Annotated in this window: 20 protein-coding genes; 8 read left to right on the top strand and 12 right to left on the bottom strand. The window is 64.2% G+C overall.

Features of this window, described 5'->3' with window-relative positions:
• Positions 1–72: 72 nt before the first annotated feature.
• From GQO94_RS21025 to GQO94_RS21390, 10 genes are all read right to left on the bottom strand, one after another.
• Positions 73–363 (bottom strand): site-specific integrase, encoded by a 291-nt coding sequence (locus tag GQO94_RS21025; RefSeq protein WP_232332891.1) that lies wholly within the window; start codon positions 361–363, stop codon positions 73–75.
• On the bottom strand, positions 347–802 hold the full coding sequence (locus GQO94_RS21020) for a tyrosine-type recombinase/integrase (protein WP_408636619.1): 456 nt from the start codon (positions 800–802) through the stop codon (positions 347–349). Before GQO94_RS21020 ends, GQO94_RS21025 begins: the two co-directional genes overlap by 17 nt.
• A 232-nt stretch (positions 803–1,034) precedes the next feature.
• Positions 1,035–1,367, bottom strand: a complete 333-nt coding sequence (locus GQO94_RS11340) for a hypothetical protein (protein ID WP_156841482.1) — start codon at positions 1,365–1,367, stop codon at positions 1,035–1,037.
• Between the two features lie 183 nt (positions 1,368–1,550).
• The gene (locus GQO94_RS20795) at positions 1,551–1,709 is read right to left on the bottom strand and encodes a hypothetical protein (RefSeq protein ID WP_198045927.1); all 159 of its coding nucleotides are present in this window, start codon (positions 1,707–1,709) and stop codon (positions 1,551–1,553) included.
• A gap of 3 nt (positions 1,710–1,712) precedes the next feature.
• Positions 1,713–2,735 carry a ribosome small subunit-dependent GTPase A gene (rsgA, locus tag GQO94_RS11335; protein ID WP_156841480.1) on the bottom strand — a complete coding sequence of 341 codons (1,023 nt, stop codon included), beginning with the start codon at positions 2,733–2,735 and terminating at the stop codon, positions 1,713–1,715.
• A gap of 179 nt (positions 2,736–2,914) precedes the next feature.
• Positions 2,915–3,769: an archaetidylserine decarboxylase gene (asd, locus tag GQO94_RS11330; RefSeq protein ID WP_156841478.1), complete on the bottom strand. Its 855-nt coding sequence runs from the start codon at positions 3,767–3,769 to the stop codon at positions 2,915–2,917.
• Positions 3,769–5,079, bottom strand: a complete 1,311-nt coding sequence (locus tag GQO94_RS11325; protein ID WP_156841476.1) for a PepSY-associated TM helix domain-containing protein — start codon at positions 5,077–5,079, stop codon at positions 3,769–3,771. Before GQO94_RS11325 ends, asd begins: the two co-directional genes overlap by 1 nt.
• The gene (locus GQO94_RS11320; RefSeq protein ID WP_156841474.1) at positions 5,076–5,561 is read right to left on the bottom strand and encodes a hypothetical protein; all 486 of its coding nucleotides are present in this window, start codon (positions 5,559–5,561) and stop codon (positions 5,076–5,078) included. Before GQO94_RS11320 ends, GQO94_RS11325 begins: the two co-directional genes overlap by 4 nt.
• Positions 5,562–5,653: 92 nt before the next feature.
• A complete protein-coding gene (locus tag GQO94_RS11315; RefSeq protein ID WP_198045926.1) occupies positions 5,654–7,783 on the bottom strand; it encodes a TonB-dependent siderophore receptor in 2,130 nt (709 codons plus the stop codon).
• Between the two features lie 276 nt (positions 7,784–8,059).
• Entirely contained in the window at positions 8,060–9,505 is a 1,446-nt protein-coding gene (locus GQO94_RS21390; protein ID WP_408636617.1) for an LPS-assembly protein LptD, read from the bottom strand.
• Positions 9,506–10,434: 929 nt separating this feature from the next.
• Here GQO94_RS21390 and GQO94_RS11305 point away from each other — a divergent pair.
• From GQO94_RS11305 to GQO94_RS11285, 5 genes are all read left to right on the top strand, one after another.
• Positions 10,435–11,898 carry a leucyl aminopeptidase gene (locus tag GQO94_RS11305; protein ID WP_156841468.1) on the top strand — a complete coding sequence of 488 codons (1,464 nt, stop codon included), beginning with the start codon at positions 10,435–10,437 and terminating at the stop codon, positions 11,896–11,898.
• Between the two features lie 12 nt (positions 11,899–11,910).
• A complete protein-coding gene (locus GQO94_RS11300) occupies positions 11,911–12,072 on the top strand; it encodes a DUF2256 domain-containing protein (protein ID WP_156841466.1) in 162 nt (53 codons plus the stop codon).
• The gene (locus GQO94_RS11295) at positions 12,072–12,506 is read left to right on the top strand and encodes a DNA polymerase III subunit chi (RefSeq protein WP_156841464.1); all 435 of its coding nucleotides are present in this window, start codon (positions 12,072–12,074) and stop codon (positions 12,504–12,506) included. The genes GQO94_RS11300 and GQO94_RS11295 overlap by 1 nt, the downstream gene beginning before the upstream one ends.
• Before the next feature lie 90 nt (positions 12,507–12,596).
• Positions 12,597–13,019 carry a nucleoside-diphosphate kinase gene (gene ndk / locus GQO94_RS11290; RefSeq protein WP_156841462.1) on the top strand — a complete coding sequence of 141 codons (423 nt, stop codon included), beginning with the start codon at positions 12,597–12,599 and terminating at the stop codon, positions 13,017–13,019.
• A gap of 112 nt (positions 13,020–13,131) precedes the next feature.
• Positions 13,132–13,794 (top strand): lysozyme inhibitor LprI family protein, encoded by a 663-nt coding sequence (locus GQO94_RS11285; RefSeq protein WP_156841460.1) that lies wholly within the window; start codon positions 13,132–13,134, stop codon positions 13,792–13,794.
• Between the two features lie 45 nt (positions 13,795–13,839).
• Here GQO94_RS11285 and purN read toward each other — a convergent pair whose 3' ends face one another.
• Both purN and purM read right to left on the bottom strand, forming a co-directional pair.
• Positions 13,840–14,793 carry a phosphoribosylglycinamide formyltransferase gene (gene purN, locus GQO94_RS11280; RefSeq protein ID WP_156841458.1) on the bottom strand — a complete coding sequence of 318 codons (954 nt, stop codon included), beginning with the start codon at positions 14,791–14,793 and terminating at the stop codon, positions 13,840–13,842.
• A complete protein-coding gene (gene purM, locus GQO94_RS11275) occupies positions 14,786–15,889 on the bottom strand; it encodes a phosphoribosylformylglycinamidine cyclo-ligase (protein WP_156841457.1) in 1,104 nt (367 codons plus the stop codon). Before purM ends, purN begins: the two co-directional genes overlap by 8 nt.
• A 73-nt stretch (positions 15,890–15,962) precedes the next feature.
• Between purM and GQO94_RS11270 the strand changes: the two genes are divergently transcribed.
• The 3 genes from GQO94_RS11270 to epsC are packed head-to-tail and all read left to right on the top strand — an operon-like array spanning position 15,963 to position 18,628.
• Entirely contained in the window at positions 15,963–17,279 is a 1,317-nt protein-coding gene (locus tag GQO94_RS11270) for a heavy-metal-associated domain-containing protein (protein ID WP_156841500.1), read from the top strand.
• A gap of 13 nt (positions 17,280–17,292) precedes the next feature.
• On the top strand, positions 17,293–17,889 hold the full coding sequence (locus tag GQO94_RS11265; RefSeq protein WP_156841455.1) for an HdaA/DnaA family protein: 597 nt from the start codon (positions 17,293–17,295) through the stop codon (positions 17,887–17,889).
• A 46-nt stretch (positions 17,890–17,935) separates the two neighbouring features.
• Entirely contained in the window at positions 17,936–18,628 is a 693-nt protein-coding gene (gene epsC / locus GQO94_RS11260) for a serine O-acetyltransferase EpsC (protein ID WP_156841453.1), read from the top strand.
• Positions 18,629–18,632 lie beyond the last annotated feature (4 nt).

The following is an 18,632-nucleotide window of genomic DNA, read 5'->3' as shown; positions in this document are numbered from 1 at the left end:
TTCCAGTGCGACCTTGGCCTTAAAATCGGCGCTGTAGCGCTTCCTCGTCGTCTTCATTCCCGTACCAATCCATCAGGTCGGGAGTAGCTTAACACCCTGTCCAGAAAACCGGCACCATCTCACTTTGACTGGGAAAGTGCGAGCGATTTTTTCCAACTCGTTTCCCCAAAGATATAATGCCTCCCGCTTTTCCTCAGTGAACTGATGATGGTGATAGGCTGCGGCCACGCCGACCTTGGCAGACCCCGATTGATGATTGAGCACCGCTTCGCTGACGACAAGCGGAATGCTGATCCTTTGAAGTCCGGTGGCGACGGTCCTGCGGATGTCGTGGATCCGGTAGTGGCTAGCTTCGAACCCCATGATTTTGTCGGCGCTTGCGCATTCGGTTCCATGCTCTCGTAATGCCGCTCACGGGGTTTTGAGCGCTTGATTCAGATGCAAATACGAGCCGGTGCATGTGAGAAGGATCGTCAGAGCCGGGCCTCGCCGAAGCAATAACGCCCTCGACGACTTCCAAAGCTTGAGGGGAAAGCGGGACAATGTTGGCCTTCCCGTTCTTTGCGCGATCGCCCGGGATCGTCCACACCCGGGCGGAGATCGCAAACTCTCCAAGTGTTGCGCCGAGCATTTCGCCGCGCCGTTGACCCGTCAGGATCAACAACTGGACAAAATTTCCAAAGGGATATCCTTCCTCGGACGCTGAGTGCCACAACGCCGCCAGTTCCCTGTCGGTTAGAACCCGATCCCTGGCTTCAGGTGGCTTAGGACACCACGCATCTCGGCAGGGGTGTGCGGGCAGGGCGTCGAGCCGGGGAAGGTGTAGGACGACGAGAGGTAGCGGTGCACGTTGCGTGCTTGCACAGGCGTTGGCCTTGCTCCATCAAAGGCGACCTTCTCGTTGAGTTGGGTCACATCGCGACGAGTGATGGTGTCCGCGATCCGGTTGCCGATCTCCGGAAGGATATAGACATCGGTTCTGCGTATAGTGGGGGTCGTGACCGTAGAAGAGGGCTGCTTCCCTATCCTGAAATTTAAGTGGCAGGCGCCATTCGGTTGCACGGCATGTCGACGATTTCAGAGTTGCGCTCCGCGACGTCCGTTTCACCGATCCAACTGCCGATCGCGCCCTCGAAGTGAGATTGTAGCTTGATGATCCATGGATCGCTGGTGCCGAAATCAGGGCCACCGCAGGAGGGAAAGCTTTGCACGAAGGCATCTAGGCATCGGACGTCCTCCGGTCCCAAGAGAGCCATCAAGTCGCCGAAAACGGCGTGATAGTTGTCGTCAGCGATTGAAGCGTCGACGAATAGGTGTGTCCACCATTCCGTGATATCATCATCGTCGGCAGAGAATGAGGCGTCCATCACGAGCCGAGCCAGTAGGCCGGGCGCGATCGGCTGCAGGTCTAGTCCCCTCTCTTCAGCGATGGCGGTGCTTCTGCCAAATATCGCGCTGCACCGTACCGACAAATACTGCCGATAATTTCTTGGAGGCAAGATTACGCGTCGCGCTGACATGCGCTGCCGCGCGCCCTCACGCCTCTGGCCTCAGCCAGCGGCTTTGCGCGCTTTGTGTTCGGCCAGCTTCACGTCGATTTCTGCGATGCGCATGCGCTGCGGTGTGTCCTTGGCCAAGCCTTTCAGGCGACATTCCGCCCATAGGCTTCTGCGCTCGGACTCCAGCGCCTTGAGGTAAAGATCAGCCATATCTCAGTTTCTCCTGCCGGGCTTAGCCGGGCGCGTATGGCGCGCGGTCATCTTGCCGGTATTGACGCTTTCCTCGGCGATCAGCCGGCGCCAGCGTTCGAACCGGTGTGCATCGAGCGAACCATCCGCGAGCGCGGCCTGTATCGCGCAGTCCGGCTCGGTGTCGTGCGTGCAATTGGTGAAGCGGCACTCGAGCGTGAGCGCTTCGATGTCGTCGAAAACTTCCGCCAAGCCTGCGGATGCATCGGACAATTGAAGTTCGCGCATGCCGGGCGTATCCACAAGCCAGCCACCGCCGGTAAGGCGGTGCATCTCGCGGACGGTGGTGGTGTGGCGGCCTTTGCCGTCGGCTTCCCGAACGGCCTGCGTCGCGATGCTGTCGGACCCGCGCAAGGTGTTGATCATGGTGGACTCGCCGACGCCGGACGATCCCACCAAGGCCACCGTCTCGCCCGTGGCGCACCGCGTGGCGAGACGCGCGACGCTCCTGGGGTCGCGCCCGTTGATCATTTCGACTTCCAGATCCGGCTGCAGATCCCGTACCTCTCTGAGGAACCGCTCGGGGTCTTGTGCAAGGTCGACTTTGGTGAGCACGACGACGGGGTTCACTTGAATCTCACGCGCGAGCACCAGATATCGCTCGATCCGGGCAATGCTGAAATCCTGATTGCACGACGTGACGATGAACAGGGTATCCACGTTCGCGGCGATCAGCTGCACCCGGCGGTCGTCGCCGGGCTGTGGCCTTTTGAACAGGTTCTGCCGATCGAGGATGCGCACCAGGTCCCGACTCTCGCGTTCGATCAGCAGCCAGTCGCCGACGGTAGGGCGATCTTCGGGCCCCCCTTCGGTCGGGAGCACTGAGGTGATCGAGGTGTCGATCGCTTCGCCCTGGACGTCTACCATGCCGCGATGGACGGCCATCACGCGCACCGGGCAATACCGGCGGCTTTCCTCGGCAGCCAGCTGCGCGCTGAAAAACGGGGTCCAGCCCAATTCGCTGAGAGTGAGGTTCGATGCTTCCATTGGCTTTCGCAGGTTCTTTCAGTGCAAACCCGCAAAAGAATGGAGGGCGTACATGGTGGTTGGGGCTGCTGATAAACGGGCGTTGGGTGCGCGTCTACCGGGCAGACGACGCAACGTCCCCTCGGTTATCGGATGCTGGCGCCGGGCCGTTGGTCCCATTGGCATCGCGTGGCCCGGCATCATCCGCCCGGCCGGTTGCCCATCATTTCGCCCAGGCGAACCGATCCTTCCGGCGTCCAGTCGGGGTTGAAATCGATGACCCCTTGCTGGAACAACATGACGATGGTCGAACCTAGGAGAAAGCGACCCATCTCCTCGCCTTGCCCGAGAACGATCGACTGGTCGGTGTAGTCCCAGTGCGCGATCATCCCGGTTCGCTTCGGATTGACGACGCCATGCCACACGGTTTCCATGCTTCCGACGATCGTTGCGCCGACCAGAACCATCACGAAGGGCCCGTGCTTTTCGGAATGGAAGACGCAGACGACGCGCTCGTTGCGCGCGAACAGATTGGGCACGCCGCGCGCCGTCACCGGGTTCACCGAGAACAGCGCGCCGGGCACATAGATCATTCGCTCCAGCCGACCGGCACAAGGCATGTGCAGCCGGTGGTAATCCTTGGGCGACAAGTAAAGGTTCGCAAAGCTGCCATGGCGGAATTGCGCTGCGAGATCCGCATCGCCGCCGATCAACTCGGTCGTGGTGAAGCGATGCCCTTTGGCTTGCACGATATGATGATCGTCGATTGCCCCCAATTGGCTGATGGCGCCGTCCACTGGGCTGACAAAATCGGCGTGGGCCAAAGGCCGCGCGCCTGCCTTGAGAGGGCGGCCGAAGAAATCGTTGAACGATGCGTAGCTGGCGATGTCGGGGTTTTCCGCTTCGCTCATATCGACGCCATACTTGCCGACAAACCAGCGTATCAGGCGGGTCGTCGCCTTGCCTCGCCTTGCCCGAGCCACGCGCCCGGCGAACAGGGTCAGATGCCGCTTTGGCAGCACATGTTGAAGAAGGACGAAAAGGCGATCGCGCATCATTCCCTTAACGTAGGGATAGCAGCGCCGCGCGGATACCCCTTCGGCTTGACTAACAACCAGAGCGCGACCACGAAGAACACGGCGATCAGGCCGCCCCAGAAGACCGTCGCGAACGGGACGGCATTGCCGAAGGCCTGTCGCGCCCCGAACGTGACGGCAAGGACACCGGGAACGCCGATGACGGTCGCATCCCAGAGCGCGCGCAATCGGGGCGATGCCATGCCGCGACGGTCCCGCTTGCCCAGCCAGATGTAGATACCGGTCGCGCAGATCGCCGTCAGCGCAGCGCCGAAGATGAGATAGGCGAGCTTTACCGGCAGTCCGCCGTAGTTGCCGAAATGCAGATTGTAGTTCGAAGCCGCTGCTTGCTGGCCCAGTGCACCGTCGGCCAGACCGATCGTCCCCTTGAATGCGCCCGCAGCATCGAAGCGATAGTATTCGCCGAAGACGAGGCGTCGCGGATGAAGCGCCGAGACCTGGACTTCCTGGCCGGCTGTCAGCGGGTCGTGGAGGATGACGTACGTTGGCGTCACGTGCGGGTAGTGCTGCTGCATATAAGCGAGCGCGGCGGCAACATCGGGAATTCCAGCCTTGGTTTCGTCGGGCTCGACTTCTTCACCGAAGATCGGTTCGAAGACGGCTCCGGTGTTTCCGTCCTCGAACACCGCTGCCATGCCCCACGCCGTCACGCTGGCAAGGCCGATGATCGCTCCGGTCAGAGCCACGGCAACGGAGAACGGCAGGGTCCAAACGCTCATTCGGTTGTGCCAGTCCGCAAGTCCCACGCCGCCGCCCTGGCGGACTCGCAGCTTGAAGGCGTCGCGAAAGATTCGGGGATGCGCGACCACGCCCGAAACCGAGAGCGCGAGGATCATCACGCCGAGAACCCCGACCAGCGCCAGCCCGTAGAGCCCCGGCAGGTTGAGCGTATAATGCAACGCGACAAGAAAATCGCACCAGGCGATTTCTTCAGGGCCGAAGATGCTGCCGTCCGCATTGAGGTGAACCGCTCCGTGATCGGTAGTGATGGTTGTGCGGGGCAGATCGTCGACAGGCAGGTGGACGTAGAGGTGGTGCGTCGTGGGCTGGCTCGCTTCGCTGGCGAGGACGGTTTCCACGGCAGTTTGCACGGCCGCTGGCGCGATTGCGTTCATCTCCGGAACGCCGCGTTGTTCCAGCCGCTGCAGTTCGGGATAGAACACGGCGACTGTGCCGGTGAGGCAGACGATATAGAGCAGGGCGCCCGCGACAAGGCCGATGGCGGCATGCCCCGAAAGCGCGCGCTTGACGGTGGAGGGCTGGGTCATGCGCCGCCTCCGATCAGAGTGGCCGGAATTGCCGGGAGGCAGCACGCCAGCAGGATCACGGCCTGGGATCGCCGCGACGGGTTCATCAGCAGGGCAAAAGCGAGGATCGCCCAGGCGATCGGCATGATCGACACCGCCAAGACGTTGTAGTCCGCCGGCACCAGCCCGGCCGCGGCCCCGAAGCCGCGTATGGCCACGGCGATGGCGATCGATACGAGACCGGCCAGCACGGCGACGACCACGAAGGTAATGCACCGCCTGACGAGCCCGAGCGGCTCGCGCTTGTCGGGCCACATCCCGACACGCCTTTGCGATGCCGTCGCCTTGCCGTTCTTCGCGGCGAAGGCGGCGACGCACAGCAGCACGAAAGCCATACTCATCGCTGCCAGTGCGGCAACGGAGACGCCCCAAGCGCCTGCCGCAGCCCCGCCCGCCACCATCGCGCCGGCAAGGCACGCCCACCCGGCGCCGTTCAATGGCATCGACCTGCGCCTTTGCGCCCACGCAAAGCGCAACAAGGCGATACCGGCGACCGCCAGCAAGGATGCTATCAACATGGCCGTCGTCCCATCCATCAGAAGCGGTAGCTCACGGTTCCAAACACATTCCGGTCTTCCCCCACGAAGCAGTCGCCGCGGGCAAGGCAGGCCGAATAGAACTGCTTGTCTAGCAGGTTCGTGGCATTGAGTGCGAACGACCAATTGCGCCAGTTCACTTCTGCCAGGGCATCGACGAGCGTGTAGCTGGGCGTGCGGATGCCATCGGGAAACGCCCGACCGTAGGACCGGTTCGCGCCGGCATAGCGGATGCCTGCGCCGATGCGCAAAAACGCCTCGGGGCCAAGCTGGAACGGCTTGGCGGCCCAGGCCGATGCGTTGTACTTCGGGATGTTGTCGACTTGAACGCCCGTCCCGTCGATCTGCGCGCTGTTGTAGCTGAAGTTGGCGAGCAGTTCGAACTGGCCCGGCAATACGGTCCGGCCCTCGATCTCGATCCCCTTGGATGTCAGCGATCCCGCCTGCGTCTGATCGAACGGATCGGGCGTGCTGGGATCGTCGACCGGGCGATTGCGCTCCTTGATGTGATAGGCGGTCAGCGTCAGCAGCGTGACGTCGTCGGGATGAAACTTGATGCCGGCTTCGAACTGGCGGCCCTTCTTGGGTTTGAAGGGATCGCGGTCGCTGTCGACACCGGAAATGGGTTCGAAGCTCTCGGTGAAGCTGAAGAAGGGGGACACGCCCTTGACCATTTCCCCGATGATCCCGGCCCGGAAAGACGTGGCCTTGGCATCGATCGCTTCGTCGCCGAAGCTGTCAGACGTGACGTGATCGCGACGGACACCGAGGACCACCGAGACGCGATCGGCAAACCGGATCTGGTCCTGGAGATAAAGGCCCAGCAGTTCCTGCTCGACATCCTCCGAGGGTGTCGCACCGGGTGGGAGGCCTCCGCCATAGTCGGACAGCGCGTCGTAATCGATATCGTAGATGTCGATATATTCGACGCCCATGACGCTCGTCTTGCGGACGCGGTTCCAGTTGTAATCCACCCCGGCGAGCAGCGTGTGCTCGATCGAACTGCCGGTGTCGAAGTCGAACTGCACGTTGTTGTCGGTGGAAAAGATCTCCATCCGCGCCCGGCTGGCGCTGGTGTAAAGTCCGATCGTGCGCTGTTCGGGGTCGGGCGTGTTGGTTCCGGGGATCACATAAGGGTTTGTCGGATTGGAGTAGCTGTTCGCGTAATGGGTGAAATAATCGAGGTCGCTATCGATGTAGCGGGCCTTGAGGTTGAGCCGCGCGAGCTCGCTGAAGCGGTGCTCCACCAAAGCGGTGCCTTGCAGCAAGCGCCCGTCATAGCGATCCCAGCCCGGTTTCCCGGTGAAGAGATCGTTGGGCAACTGCCCATTGGGATTTGGCAGGATCGTGCCGACCAGCGGCAGGAACTGCGACGTCGAGCCGCCGTCGTCTTCCTGGTAGAGCCCGAGCAGGGTGACGCTGGTGTCGGGCCCCGGCTGCCATGTGAGCGAGGGCGCGAGCATCACTCGATCGTCGGGCACGTGGTCGGTCTGCGTGCCTGAATCGCGCAGGCGGACCGCCAGCCGTCCGGCTAGCGTCTGCGCAATCGGTCCGGTCACGTCGGCGAGCACTTCCTTGCGATCGAAGGAACCGTAACGCAGCGAAAGCTCGCCCTCGCTTTCGAACTGCGGGCGTTTGGAAACGAGGTTGAGGATCCCGCCGAGCGAGCCCGCGCCGAACAGCACCGACGCCGGGCCTCGAACGAGTTCGACTTGCGAAAAGTTGTACGGATCGGCGCGAATGGTCGCATAAAAGCTGAACACGTCGCGCATGCCGTCGCGAAACTGCAGCGCGCTGATCCCGCGAACCGTGACTCCGTCGACCCGGCTGTCGGGACCAAAGGGATTGGCCTGGACACCGGAGACGTAGCGCACGGTATCCGCGACCGAAAGCGCGCCTTGCGAGAGATAGAGGTCGTCCTCGACGACAGTCACAGGCTGCGGAACCTCGATGATCGGCGTGTCCGTCTTCATCGACGCGGTGCTTTGCTCGAGCTCGCCAGTGACGATGATGTCGCGCCGTGCATCGGCATCCTCGTCTGCGAGCACCGGCGAAGTGGCCAGCGCGGTTCCAGCCAAAAGCACCAAACGGACAAATCGCAATTCAACCCCCTCTTGATTACCAAACATTGGGAAGGCGGTTAACGCGAGCGATTTGCAATAGCAATAGCGCGAGGGAATTCATTTGCGGGATGGGAGACAGCGCAGGCCGAGCGGACGGCCACACGGTTACGGTGCAAGGTGAGAGCCATGCGCTTGCGGGCTGTGAAGCCATCAGACCGAAGCCGTTCGCGATGCGACAAGGGATAAGCTGGACGCACTCGCGTCGAAGAGCGCTACCGCGACACTACCGGGCCATAGACTTGGAGGCTGGCGCACCCGTAAGGGCACCCGCGCGTCGGGGCCTCAGCGGAAACCGAGATTGCGCAGCGCGAAGCGGACCTGGAAGGAATTGCCGCGCCGCGTGTCACCGACCGCGGTGTAGTCGCGCCGCCAGGTGAACGCCACTTCGAGGCAATCGTCTTCGTACGCGACACCAAGACGCGTGCGCAGCGGCTGGAACCCGTCCGAACCGAACACGGGGTCCTCCCTCCGGTCGGTCAGGTTGACGACCGCCGAACCGAACAGCGACCAGTAGCGGGCGAAGGCGATGCGACCAGCGAAGCGCGCTTCCTCGCGGTCCTGAAGATCCTCGATGGTATCGGGAATATCGCGGTTGAGCTTCACGTAGCCGATCTCGGCATAGGTGCTGGTGTTGCCGATCGTCGCATCGAACTCGTTGCGCCGCACCGCGAGACTGTCCTTGTCGAGCCGAAAGCGCTGCGTGAACTGGACCAGATCGCGATACCGCACTTCGAAGCGGCCGACGATGTCCGACGTCTTGTTGGAGAGGCCGGTGCCATCGGGCAGCAGCGTCGGATCGTCAGTCATCCGGATCGATTGGCCGATCGTCGCTCGCATATTCCAGCGCGGTTTCTCGAAGGACCAGTCGAGACCATAAGTGAACCGCACCCCGTCTTCGATCCGGTCGTAGCCGGGGAAGCGATTGAGCGCGAACAGGTTGCTGTCTTCCAGATCGATCGCGCGTGCATCTTCGTTGGGGATGGCAAGGTTCTTGATGTCGGGGCTGGCGACGAGTTGCACGCGCGGAGTGAGCACTTGCGTGCCGCCGGCAAAGCTTCCGACGAACGGCCATTTCACGTCCAGCGCGGCTGTGGCGACGCCGCGCGTCTCCCAACCCGGATTGCCGCGGTAGATCAGTGTGGAGGTGAGTTCGTTCTCGTCCGAATGGTAAACATCGGCGCGCACCAGGCCGGTGAGAGTCACTTCCTGTCCCATCCCGGTCAGTTTACGCAGCGTCCACTGGCCGCGAGCGAAGGCGCGCTGCGTATCCTGCCCTGAACTGCGCTCGATCGCGAGGGTGTTGACTTGCGCCTCGAACTTGCCCCCCAGGATCGGGTCGTCGAAGCGGCGGCGGTAATCGAGGATGGGCAGCGCCACGGGGATCTGGCCCTGGTCCGCGGCGACCCGCATGGTCTGCGTGGCCCAACCTGAAATCGAGAAATAGCTATCCTGATCGATGCGCTCGACCTCGACCATGGAGCGCAGCCGATCGTCGCGGCTGATATCGTAGCGGCGCAGGAACGTGCGATCGGAGGCGCGCCGAATCGACGCGGTCGCGCTCCACTGCTCGTCGAGCTGCAGGCGCCCATTGGCGAAAAGGTAGCCGCGAAAATCGCTCTTGGCGGTAGGCTCGAACCCGAAGATGGGGATGCGGCGGCTGGCGGTGGCGTAACCGGTGATCTGGTACGCGCCCTTGTCGGTCAGCGCCCGGTATTGGACTTGCGCCATCGGCGCGACTTTCGAGAATACGTAGCCGGTCGCGGTGAGATCGCGGTTCTCGGCGATGCGCAGATAGTAGGAATCGCTGATCTCGATGCCGTTCGACGGCGTGACTCGGAAGTCCGGAACCAGCAGGCCCGAAACCGCGCGTCCGTCGGTGGTGATGCGAAGCCCCGGCAGCGGCAACGCGATCTTCTCGAACAGGACGAGCCGGGCCCCCTTGAAACTGATTCGCTTCGCAGTGTCGTCATACAACACTTCCTGCGCGGTGATGCGCCAGCTCGGCTCCTTGGGGCAGCCCCGCGTGTCTTCGATCGCGCAGCCGGTGTAAGCGGCATCGGAGAGGATCACATTGCCGTTATCGATCCGGCGACCCTCGCGCGCCGCGAGCCGCCCCCCTTCGCGCAGCGCGATCAGCAGGTTCTGCATCGCCCCGGTCTTGAGCTCGTCGGTCAGTTCGACCTGATCGGTATAGAGCTGGTTGCCGTCTTCATCGACGAGGCGGACGTTGCCGCTGGCGACGATGCGCCCGGTCTTGCGGTTCCAGGTGACCGTTTCGGCCGCGACCGACTGATCGTCCTTGCGCAGCACGACATTGCCGCTGGCAGTGACCAGGTCGTCGTTCTCGGCATACTCGATGCGGTCTGCCTCGAACGCGATCGGTACGGCGTCGGCGGTTTCCGGGGGCGGCGCGGCAATTACCGGTGGCGGGCCGGCAACGGGCTGGGTCAGGTCCTGTGCCAGCCCGGCGGTCGGCCAGGAAACCAGCAAAACCGCGCCGATCAGGGCCGCAGGGAGAGGCTGCAAGCATTTGACGGGAGCTTGCATCGTATACGTCGCGGCCGGGAGCATGGGTTGCCTATCGCACTGCCGGTGCCTAACTGCAATCCGGCGCGGCGGCGGTTTGCCGTGAATTTGCGTACATTCCAGGAGATAACATGCAAGTCCAGTTCCTCGACGCGGCATCGACGTCCGGTTGCTCCCTTGTCGCGCGGCTCGTGAACCAGGATGCAATCCCGGCTGATCTCGAGCCGTTGCTGGCCGAGGGTGCGAAGCGTTCGCGCTTTTCGGGCAAAGTCGGACAGATCTACGAAGGGTTCGCGGAACGGGGCGGCAAAGTCGTTCGCGTCGCGCTGGCCGGCGTCGGCAAGGCCGAGGCCAAGGAGCGCAGCGCCAATATCGAGAAAGCCGGCGCGGCGATTGCGGGCAAGTATCTGCGCTCGGGCGAAACCGAGATCCTGTTCGATTTCACCGGTTCGGGGATTTCCGCCGAGGAAGCGGCGGCCGCACTGCTGGCGGCGCGCATGCGCGGTTGGGCGCTCGACAGCTACAAGACCAAGCTCAGTGACGACAAGAAGATCTCGTTGGCGACGATTTCGGTCACCGGCGCACCGGAAGACACCGAGACCGCCTGGCAGGCGGCTTCCGCGCTGGCGACCGGCGTCGAATTCACGCGCGAACTCGTGACCGAACCCGCCAACACGATCTATCCCGAAAGCTTCGTCGCGCGGTGCCGCGAGCGGATGGAGGGCAGTGGGCTTTCGATCCGTACGCTCGATGGCGACGAAATGCGCGAACTCGGCATGGGCGCGCTGCTCGGCGTTTCGCAGGGCTCCGTCCGCGAGCCGCGAATGCTGATCATGGAATGGATGGGCGGCGCTGAAGGCGAAGCGCCCGTCGCGTTCGTCGGCAAGGGCGTCACCTTCGATACCGGCGGCATCAGCCTGAAGCAGCCGGGCGGCATGGAAGACATGAAGTGGGACATGGGCGGCGCCGGCGCGGTCGCGGGCACCATGCTCGCGCTTGCGCTGCGCAAGGCCAAGGCGAACGTTATTGGCGTGTGCGGCCTGGTCGAGAACATGCCCGACGGTAACGCGCAGCGCCCGGGTGACGTCGTCACGTCGATGTCGGGACAGACGATCGAGGTCATCAACACCGATGCCGAGGGTCGCCTCGTGCTGTGCGACGCGATGACCTGGGTGCAGCGCAACTACAAGCCGGCGCGGATGGTCGATCTGGCCACCTTGACCGGCGCGATCATTGCCGCGCTGGCGCATGAGTACGCCGGCATCTTCTCCAACAACGATGCTCTCGCCGCCGATCTCACCGCCGCCGGCGAAGCGAGCGGCGATCGCTTGTGGCGCTTCCCCATGGGCCCTGCCTACGACAAGCAGCTCGAAAGCCCGATCGCCGACATGAAGAACGTCGGGTCTCGTTACGGCGGCTCGATCACTGCAGCGCAGTTCCTCAAGCGCTTCGTCGAAAACGATACCCCCTGGGCGCACTTGGATATCGCCGGCATGGTCTGGGCCGACAAGCCGGGCGCGACCTGGGCGAAGGGCGCCACCGGCTACGGTGTGCGGTTGCTCGACCGCTTCGTGCGCGACACGCTCGAAAGCTGAGCGGCGCGGCCCATGGCGCGCATGCGACGCAAGGCGGACTTGCCGAGCAAGACATGCGCGACCTGCGGCCTGCCGTTCACCTGGCGCAAGAAATGGGAACGTGACTGGGATTCGGTGCGCTACTGTTCGGAGCGTTGCCGAAGATCGTCGAAGCCATCGCGGGAAGGGGGCTGATGCGCGTCGATTTCTATCAGCTCAGCCGCGATCCGGTCGAAGCGGTCGTGCCGCTGCTGGCCCGCGCCACGCTCAAGGCAGGGGAACGCCTGCTGGTGGTCTCGGCCGACGAAGCACAGCGGGAGCGGATCAGCCGCGGCCTTTGGTCGATGCCCGGCACGTTCCTCGCGAATGGTCATTCCGGCGGCGCGGACGATGCCGAACAACCGGTGCTGTTGTCCGACCAGACCGAGCCGGCGAACGGCGCGGCCTACCTCGCGCTGGCGGACGGCACCTGGCGCGAGGCGGCGACGGGGTTCGATCGCGCCTTCCTGCTGTTCGACGAGGAGACGGTGGCCGCCGCTCGCAAGGTCTGGAGCGGATTGCGAAACGTCGAGGGCGTCGAGCGGCACTTCTGGAAGCAGGACGGCGGACGCTGGATCGAAGCGGGCTAGTCAGGGCCTGGAGCCTGCTTGCCGCGCGGGTTTTTCCCGGCTAGGGGCGCGCCCAACACGAAATCCGAAAACTTCGCAAGGAACATCCCCATGGCGGTTACCCGCACCTTTTCGATCATCAAGCCCGACGCCACGCGCCGCAACCTCACTGGCGGCGTGACCAAGATGCTTGAGGACGCCGGCCTGCGCGTCGTCGCTTCGAAGCGCATCCAGATGACCAAGGAGCAGGCCGAGGGCTTCTACGCCGTCCACTCCGAGCGTCCCTTCTTCGGCGATCTCGTCTCGTTCATGACGTCGGGCCCGGTCGTGGTCCAGGTCCTCGAAGGCGAGGACGCGGTGAAGCGCAATCGCGACGTGATGGGCGCGACGAACCCCGAAAACGCCGAAGAAGGCACGATCCGCAAGACGTACGCCGAGAGCATCGAGGCCAACTCGGTGCACGGTTCGGATAGCGAGGAAAACGCCAAGATCGAGATCGACTACTTCTTCAAGCCCGAAGAGATCGTCGGCTGATCCCGATCGCTGCCATAAGCAAGACCGAAGGCCGCCCCTTACCGGGCGGTCTTTTTCTTGGCGCCCGGCACGGGGCGAGCTACGCCGGGTCCCCGTATGGGGGGAGGTTCGCATGAAGACGAAAATCGTGGTCCTGCTGTCATTGGCGATGGCCGCCTGCGCGCCGGGATCCGAACAGCAGGATGCGGAGCCCGATACTGTAACGGCCTCGCCCAGCTTCGACTGCACCGGGGAGCGCGAAGGCTCGCGCAGCCTCGTGTGCTCTGATGCGGAACTGGCTGCGCTCGATCGCGAGATGGCGCGCCTTTATGAACTGGCTCGGACAACGCCGAACCTCGACGCCGATCGCGCGGCGGAACTGGAGGGCACGCAGCAAGTGTGGCTGAAAGGCCGGGATGCTTGTGCGAACGCGCCCGATCCGCGTTACTGCCTGTTTTCGTCCTACTCGGGACGGATCAATGAGCTGCGCATGGTATACGCCGATGCCGGTGGCAGCGATACGTCCGGCATCTCGAGTGGTCCGGTGCCGCTGGCTTGCGATGGGTTAGATTTCCCTGTCGGGCTCACGCTTTTGCGCAGTGACCCGGGTGGCGCGTTCGTCTTCTGGAAAGACCAGGCCGTTGCGTTACGCCGCGTGCGGGATGGAAAAGTCGAGCGCTACGCCGGCGACAACAATCTGGGCGACGTGGTTCTGAGTCTCAATTTCCAAGACGCCGAGCTTGTTTTGCCGGGCGAGGCTGGGCCGCGTCGGTGCCGGATCGAACACGAGCGATGACGCTGCACGTCTCATCCCTGTCATCGAGGTAAAGCGGACTGTCGATCAGAAATCGTCGGACGCGTCGCGCAGGCTCGTAAGCTTTTTCGGAGCTATGGCGCGCCAGGATCTGGCAAGCCAATCTCCGATCGCGTCCCAGTCATTGTCGCCGAGATCGAGGCGAATGCCGAGCCAGCCATCGCCGAAGTAGGCGGGGCGGAAATAGCGGGCTTCATCCTGCTCGATCAGCATCGCCTGCTCCTCCGGCCCGCTGATCTTGACGAGCAGCGCAGTGCGTCCGTCCCCGTGATGGTCCGCGCTGAAATAGCCGAACTTCTTGCCTTTCACGATGCCGAAGCACGGCATTCCGTGACTTGTCACTTCGTCCGCTTCCGGCATCGCCATCGCCCGCGCGCGGACTTGTTCGAGCAGAAATTCGGGCCTCGTCCCGCGGGACACGAAATCGGCGAGGCAGCGCGCGTAGAGCTGGTGCTCGGCGATCAGTACGCGAGCTGCCAGCGTTTCGGGCGTGTCGCCGGGCAGGATCGCGACCGGCGTCTGGCCGAGGATCGGCCCGCAATCGAGCTCGGCGGTCACGACGTGGACCGTCACGCCGCCGTGGCTGTCACCCGCCGCTATGGCGCGTTCGTGCGTGTGCAGGCCCGTGTACTTGGGCAGCAGCGAGGGATGGATGTTGACCATCCGGCCTTCCCAGCCTGCGACGAAGTCCGGCGTCAGGATGCGCATGTAGCCGGCGAGCGCAACCCATTGCGCGCCGCTGTCGCGGATCGCGGCGTCCATCGCCATGTCGTGCGCGGCGCGGTCCATGCCTTTGTGCGATAGCGCAAAGGTCGCAACGCCTTCGCCCTCGGCGAGCCGCAGACCGCCCGCGTCGGACTTGTTGCTGGCGACCAGCACGATCTCGAACGGGCAATCCGCGGCGCGGCTGGCGTAAAGCAGCGCGGCCATATTGGTGCCGCTGCCCGAGATCAGGACCGCGACCTTCTGCCGCTCAGGCATTATGCGCGGCCTGCCAATCCTCGCGCGCGCTCCAGGTTCCGGCTTTGCCGCCGACCACGCAACCGCGCGGACCGGCTTCAATCGTTCCGACCCGGTGCACGGTCTCTCCGGCCCGTTCCAGTTCCTCGACCACGCCGTGCACGTCGTCGTGCGAGACGGCGAGGATCATGCCGATGCCGCAGTTGAAGGTGCGGGCCATTTCCTCAGGCTCGATATTGCCCTGGCCCTGCAGGAAAGCCATCAGCCGGCTCTGGTCCCAGGCATCGGCATCGATCTGTGCGCGCAGGCCTTCCGGCAGGATGCGCGGCACGTTCTCGAGCAGACCACCGCCGGTGATGTGTGCCAGCGCGTGGATCTTGCCGCCGCGTACCAGCGGCAGCAGGCTTTTCACGTAGATTCGGGTCGGCGCAATCAGCGCATCGATCAGCAGCCTGTCCTGATCGAACAGGGCAGGGCGGTCGAGCTTCCAGCCCTTGTCCGCCGCGAGCCGCCGCACCAGCGAATAGCCGTTCGAGTGCACGCCCGAAGAGGCCAGGCCCAGCAGCACGTCGCCTTCGCACACGCGATCGCCGGTCAGCTGCTCGCCGCGCTCCACGGCGCCGACGCAGAAGCCGGCCAGGTCGTAGTCGCCTGGTGCATACATGCCGGGCATCTCTGCCGTTTCGCCGCCGATCAGCGCGCAGCCGGCGATCTTGCACCCCTCGGCAATGCCCGCGACGACTCGCTCCGCGACCCCGTTGTCGAGCTTGCCGGTGGCGAAGTAGTCGAGGAAGAACAGCGGCTCCGCGCCCTGCACGATGAGATCGTTCACGCACATCGCGACCAGATCGATGCCGATCGCATCGTGCCGGTCATGATCGATCGCGAGTTTGACCTTGGTCCCCACGCCGTCGTTCGCCGCCACCAGCAGCGGATCGGTATAGCCGGCCGCGCGCGGATCGAAGAAGCCGCCGAACCCTCCGAGATCGGCGGTCGCGCCGGGGCGGGCGGTGGCGCGGGCGAGGGGTGCGATCGCGCGAACGAGCGCGTTTCCGGCGGCAATCGAGACGCCTGCCTCGGCGTAGCTGTAGCGCTCTGGTGACTGTGGATCTGACATCGCGAGGCGGTTAGCGCTTTACGACTTGGATTTCCACTTGCCTTTGGGCAAAAGGCCGCCCTCTACGATGAATATGACCACGACCAGCAGCCAGCGGCCCGGATTCTCTTTGGGCAGATCCTTCATCGGACGCCGCCCCGGACCTGCCGCGCAGCTTTGGCTGACGCTGGGCGGCGCGCTGGCGCTTGGCCTCGTGGTGGTCGGCGGCTCGCGCCTCATCGCGCAAGTCGAGGGCGATCGTGGCATCGCCCCGCTCGCCAATACGGACGATATCCAGGTGACCGGCATCGAAGTCGACGTCACCGGCAAGTCGGGCGAGGAAGCGCGGCACGAGGGCTGGAAGATCGCGCAGAAGAAGGCCTGGGAGAAGCTCGGCGGCCCTGAAATGGGAATCGAGCAGATCGACGCGATGGTCTCGGCCGTCGTGATCGAGAACGAGCAGATCGGTCCGCGCCGTTACAAGGCGCGGCTCGGCGTGATCTTCGACAAGGCCAAGGCCAGCCAGTTCGTCGGCCGGACCGCCGGCGGCGTGGGCAGCCGTTCGGCGCCGCTGCTGGTGATCCCCGTGCTCTATTCGGGCGGCGTCAGGCAGGTGTTCGAAGTACAGAGCCCGTGGCAACGCGCCTGGGCCAACTTCCAGGCCGCCGCCAGCCCGATCGATTATGTCCGGCCGGTCGGCGCGGGCGGCGAATCGCTGATTCTGACGGCGGGGCAGGCGGGGCGGCGCAGCCGTATCTGGTGGCGCACGGTGCTGAACCAGTTCGATGCCGCCGATGTGCTCGTGCCGGTCGCGCGACTGGAGCGGCAATGGCCCGGCGGCCCGGTGCGCGGCACCTTCACCGCGCGTTACGGCCCCGACAACACGTTCCTGGAGTCCTTCACGCTCACGGCGGACAACGACGAGAAGTTGCCGGCGATGCTGGAGCAGGCGATCATCAAGATCGACGGTATCTACCGGCGAGCACTGATGGAAGGTCGTCTCACGCCCGATCCGACGATCCTGAGTGGGCAAGCGGCCTTCGACAGCGCGCTGGAAGCCTTGCGGCAGAAGCTCATGCCTCTGGGACCGGCCGTGAGCCCGAGCGGTCCAACGAATGAAGGCCCCAGCGTCCCGACCACGACGCCGCCTCCCAGTGCGAGCGATGCGCCCAGCGTCGCGACGGTCAACGTCCAATTCGCCTCGCCCGACGCCGCCGCGATCGATTCCGCGCTTGCCGCCGTGCGTGGTGCGCCGGGCGTGCAAGGGGCTGCCACCACGAGCCTCGCGATCGGCGGCACATCCGTCATGCGAGTCACGGTCGCGGGCGGGATCGACGCGCTGGCTGCGGCGCTGCGTTCGCAAGGCTGGCAGGTCTCTTCGGGCGGCGGAGTCTTGCGGATCAGCCGCTAGGCGCGCTCCGAAGATGTCGCAGATCGCACTTCCGCTCGAACCCCGAAACGGTGCGGCAAATCGCATTGTGGTCGGCAATGCGAATCGTCGGATCGTGGAAGCCTTCGCCGTTGCCGAGGACTGGCCTTATCGCACCGCCATTCTCCATGGACCGCCGCGCTCCGGTAAATCCCTGCTCGCGCGCTGGTTCGTCGAGAGCGGTGCGGGCGACGCGCTCGACGATGCCGACACGCTGGCCGACGACGAAGTTTTTCATCGCTGGAATCGCGGGCAGGAGACGGGACGACCGCTGCTGCTGGTTTGCGGCGCGCGCGATGGGCGGTGGGAAGTCGGTCTGCCCGATCTCGCGTCACGGCTCGGGGCGGCGCTGCGGCTCGAGATCGGCACCCCCGATGAAGCAATGCTGGCGGATCTGATCGGCGTCCACGCGGAGATGCGCGGCCTCGTTCTTGATCCTTCCGCAACGCAATATCTTGTACCACGCTGCGAGCGTAGCCACGTGGGCGTCGAGACCCTGGTCGCCGCGATCGACCGCCTGAGTCTGGAGCGAAAGCATCCGGCGACTCTTGCGATCTTGCGCGAGGCCTTGGCGCAAACCCGCGGAACCTGAGCGCTCATGCTTGCGTTGCGTCCTGAATAATGGGAGATTCGTCCCGATGGTTTCTGCTTTGATCCGCTATCTGGACTCGGTGAAGGCGCGCGACCCCGCGCCACGTTCGCGCTGGGAAGTGCTGCTCTACCCCGGCGTCCTGGCGCTGTTCTTTCACAAGATTGCGCACCGGCTGTTTCGCGCGCGCTGGTATTTCCTGGCGCGCGCGATCAATCACCTCTCCCGCTTCCTGACCGCGATCGATATTCATCCCGGCGCCCGGATCGGTCGCAACCTGTTCATCGATCATGGTTTTACGGTGATTGGGGAAACCGCCGTGATCGGTGACAATGTCACGATTTATCAGTGCGTTACGCTGGGTGGCACCAATCCGACCAATGGCAAGGCGGGCAAGCGCCACCCCACCCTGGAAGACGACGTCATCGTCGGATCGGGCGCCCAGATCCTGGGACCCGTTATTGTCGGGCGGCGCGCGCGGATCGGCGCCAGCGCGGTCGTGACCGAGGACGTCCCCGAAGGCGCGACCATGATCGGCATCAAGGCGCGATCGACGCTGATCGCGGCGGAAACCTATGCCAAGGACTTCATGCCTTACGGCACGCCGTGCAAGGAACCTTGCGAGCCCACCGGCAGCCAGCGGGTCGCGGATCTCGAAGCGGAAGTGGCGCAGTTGCGCGAGCAGGTTGAAGCCCTGGTCGCCGAACGGGCCGAGCCGCAGCCGGCCTGCAAGGGCCTTTAAGCTC

The organism is Novosphingobium aquimarinum, from assembly GCF_009746585.1.
GTDB lineage: Bacteria > Pseudomonadota > Alphaproteobacteria > Sphingomonadales > Sphingomonadaceae > Novosphingobium > Novosphingobium aquimarinum.
Note: the sequence above shows the minus strand (reverse complement) of the source record. Positions and strands in the feature narration are given on the sequence as shown.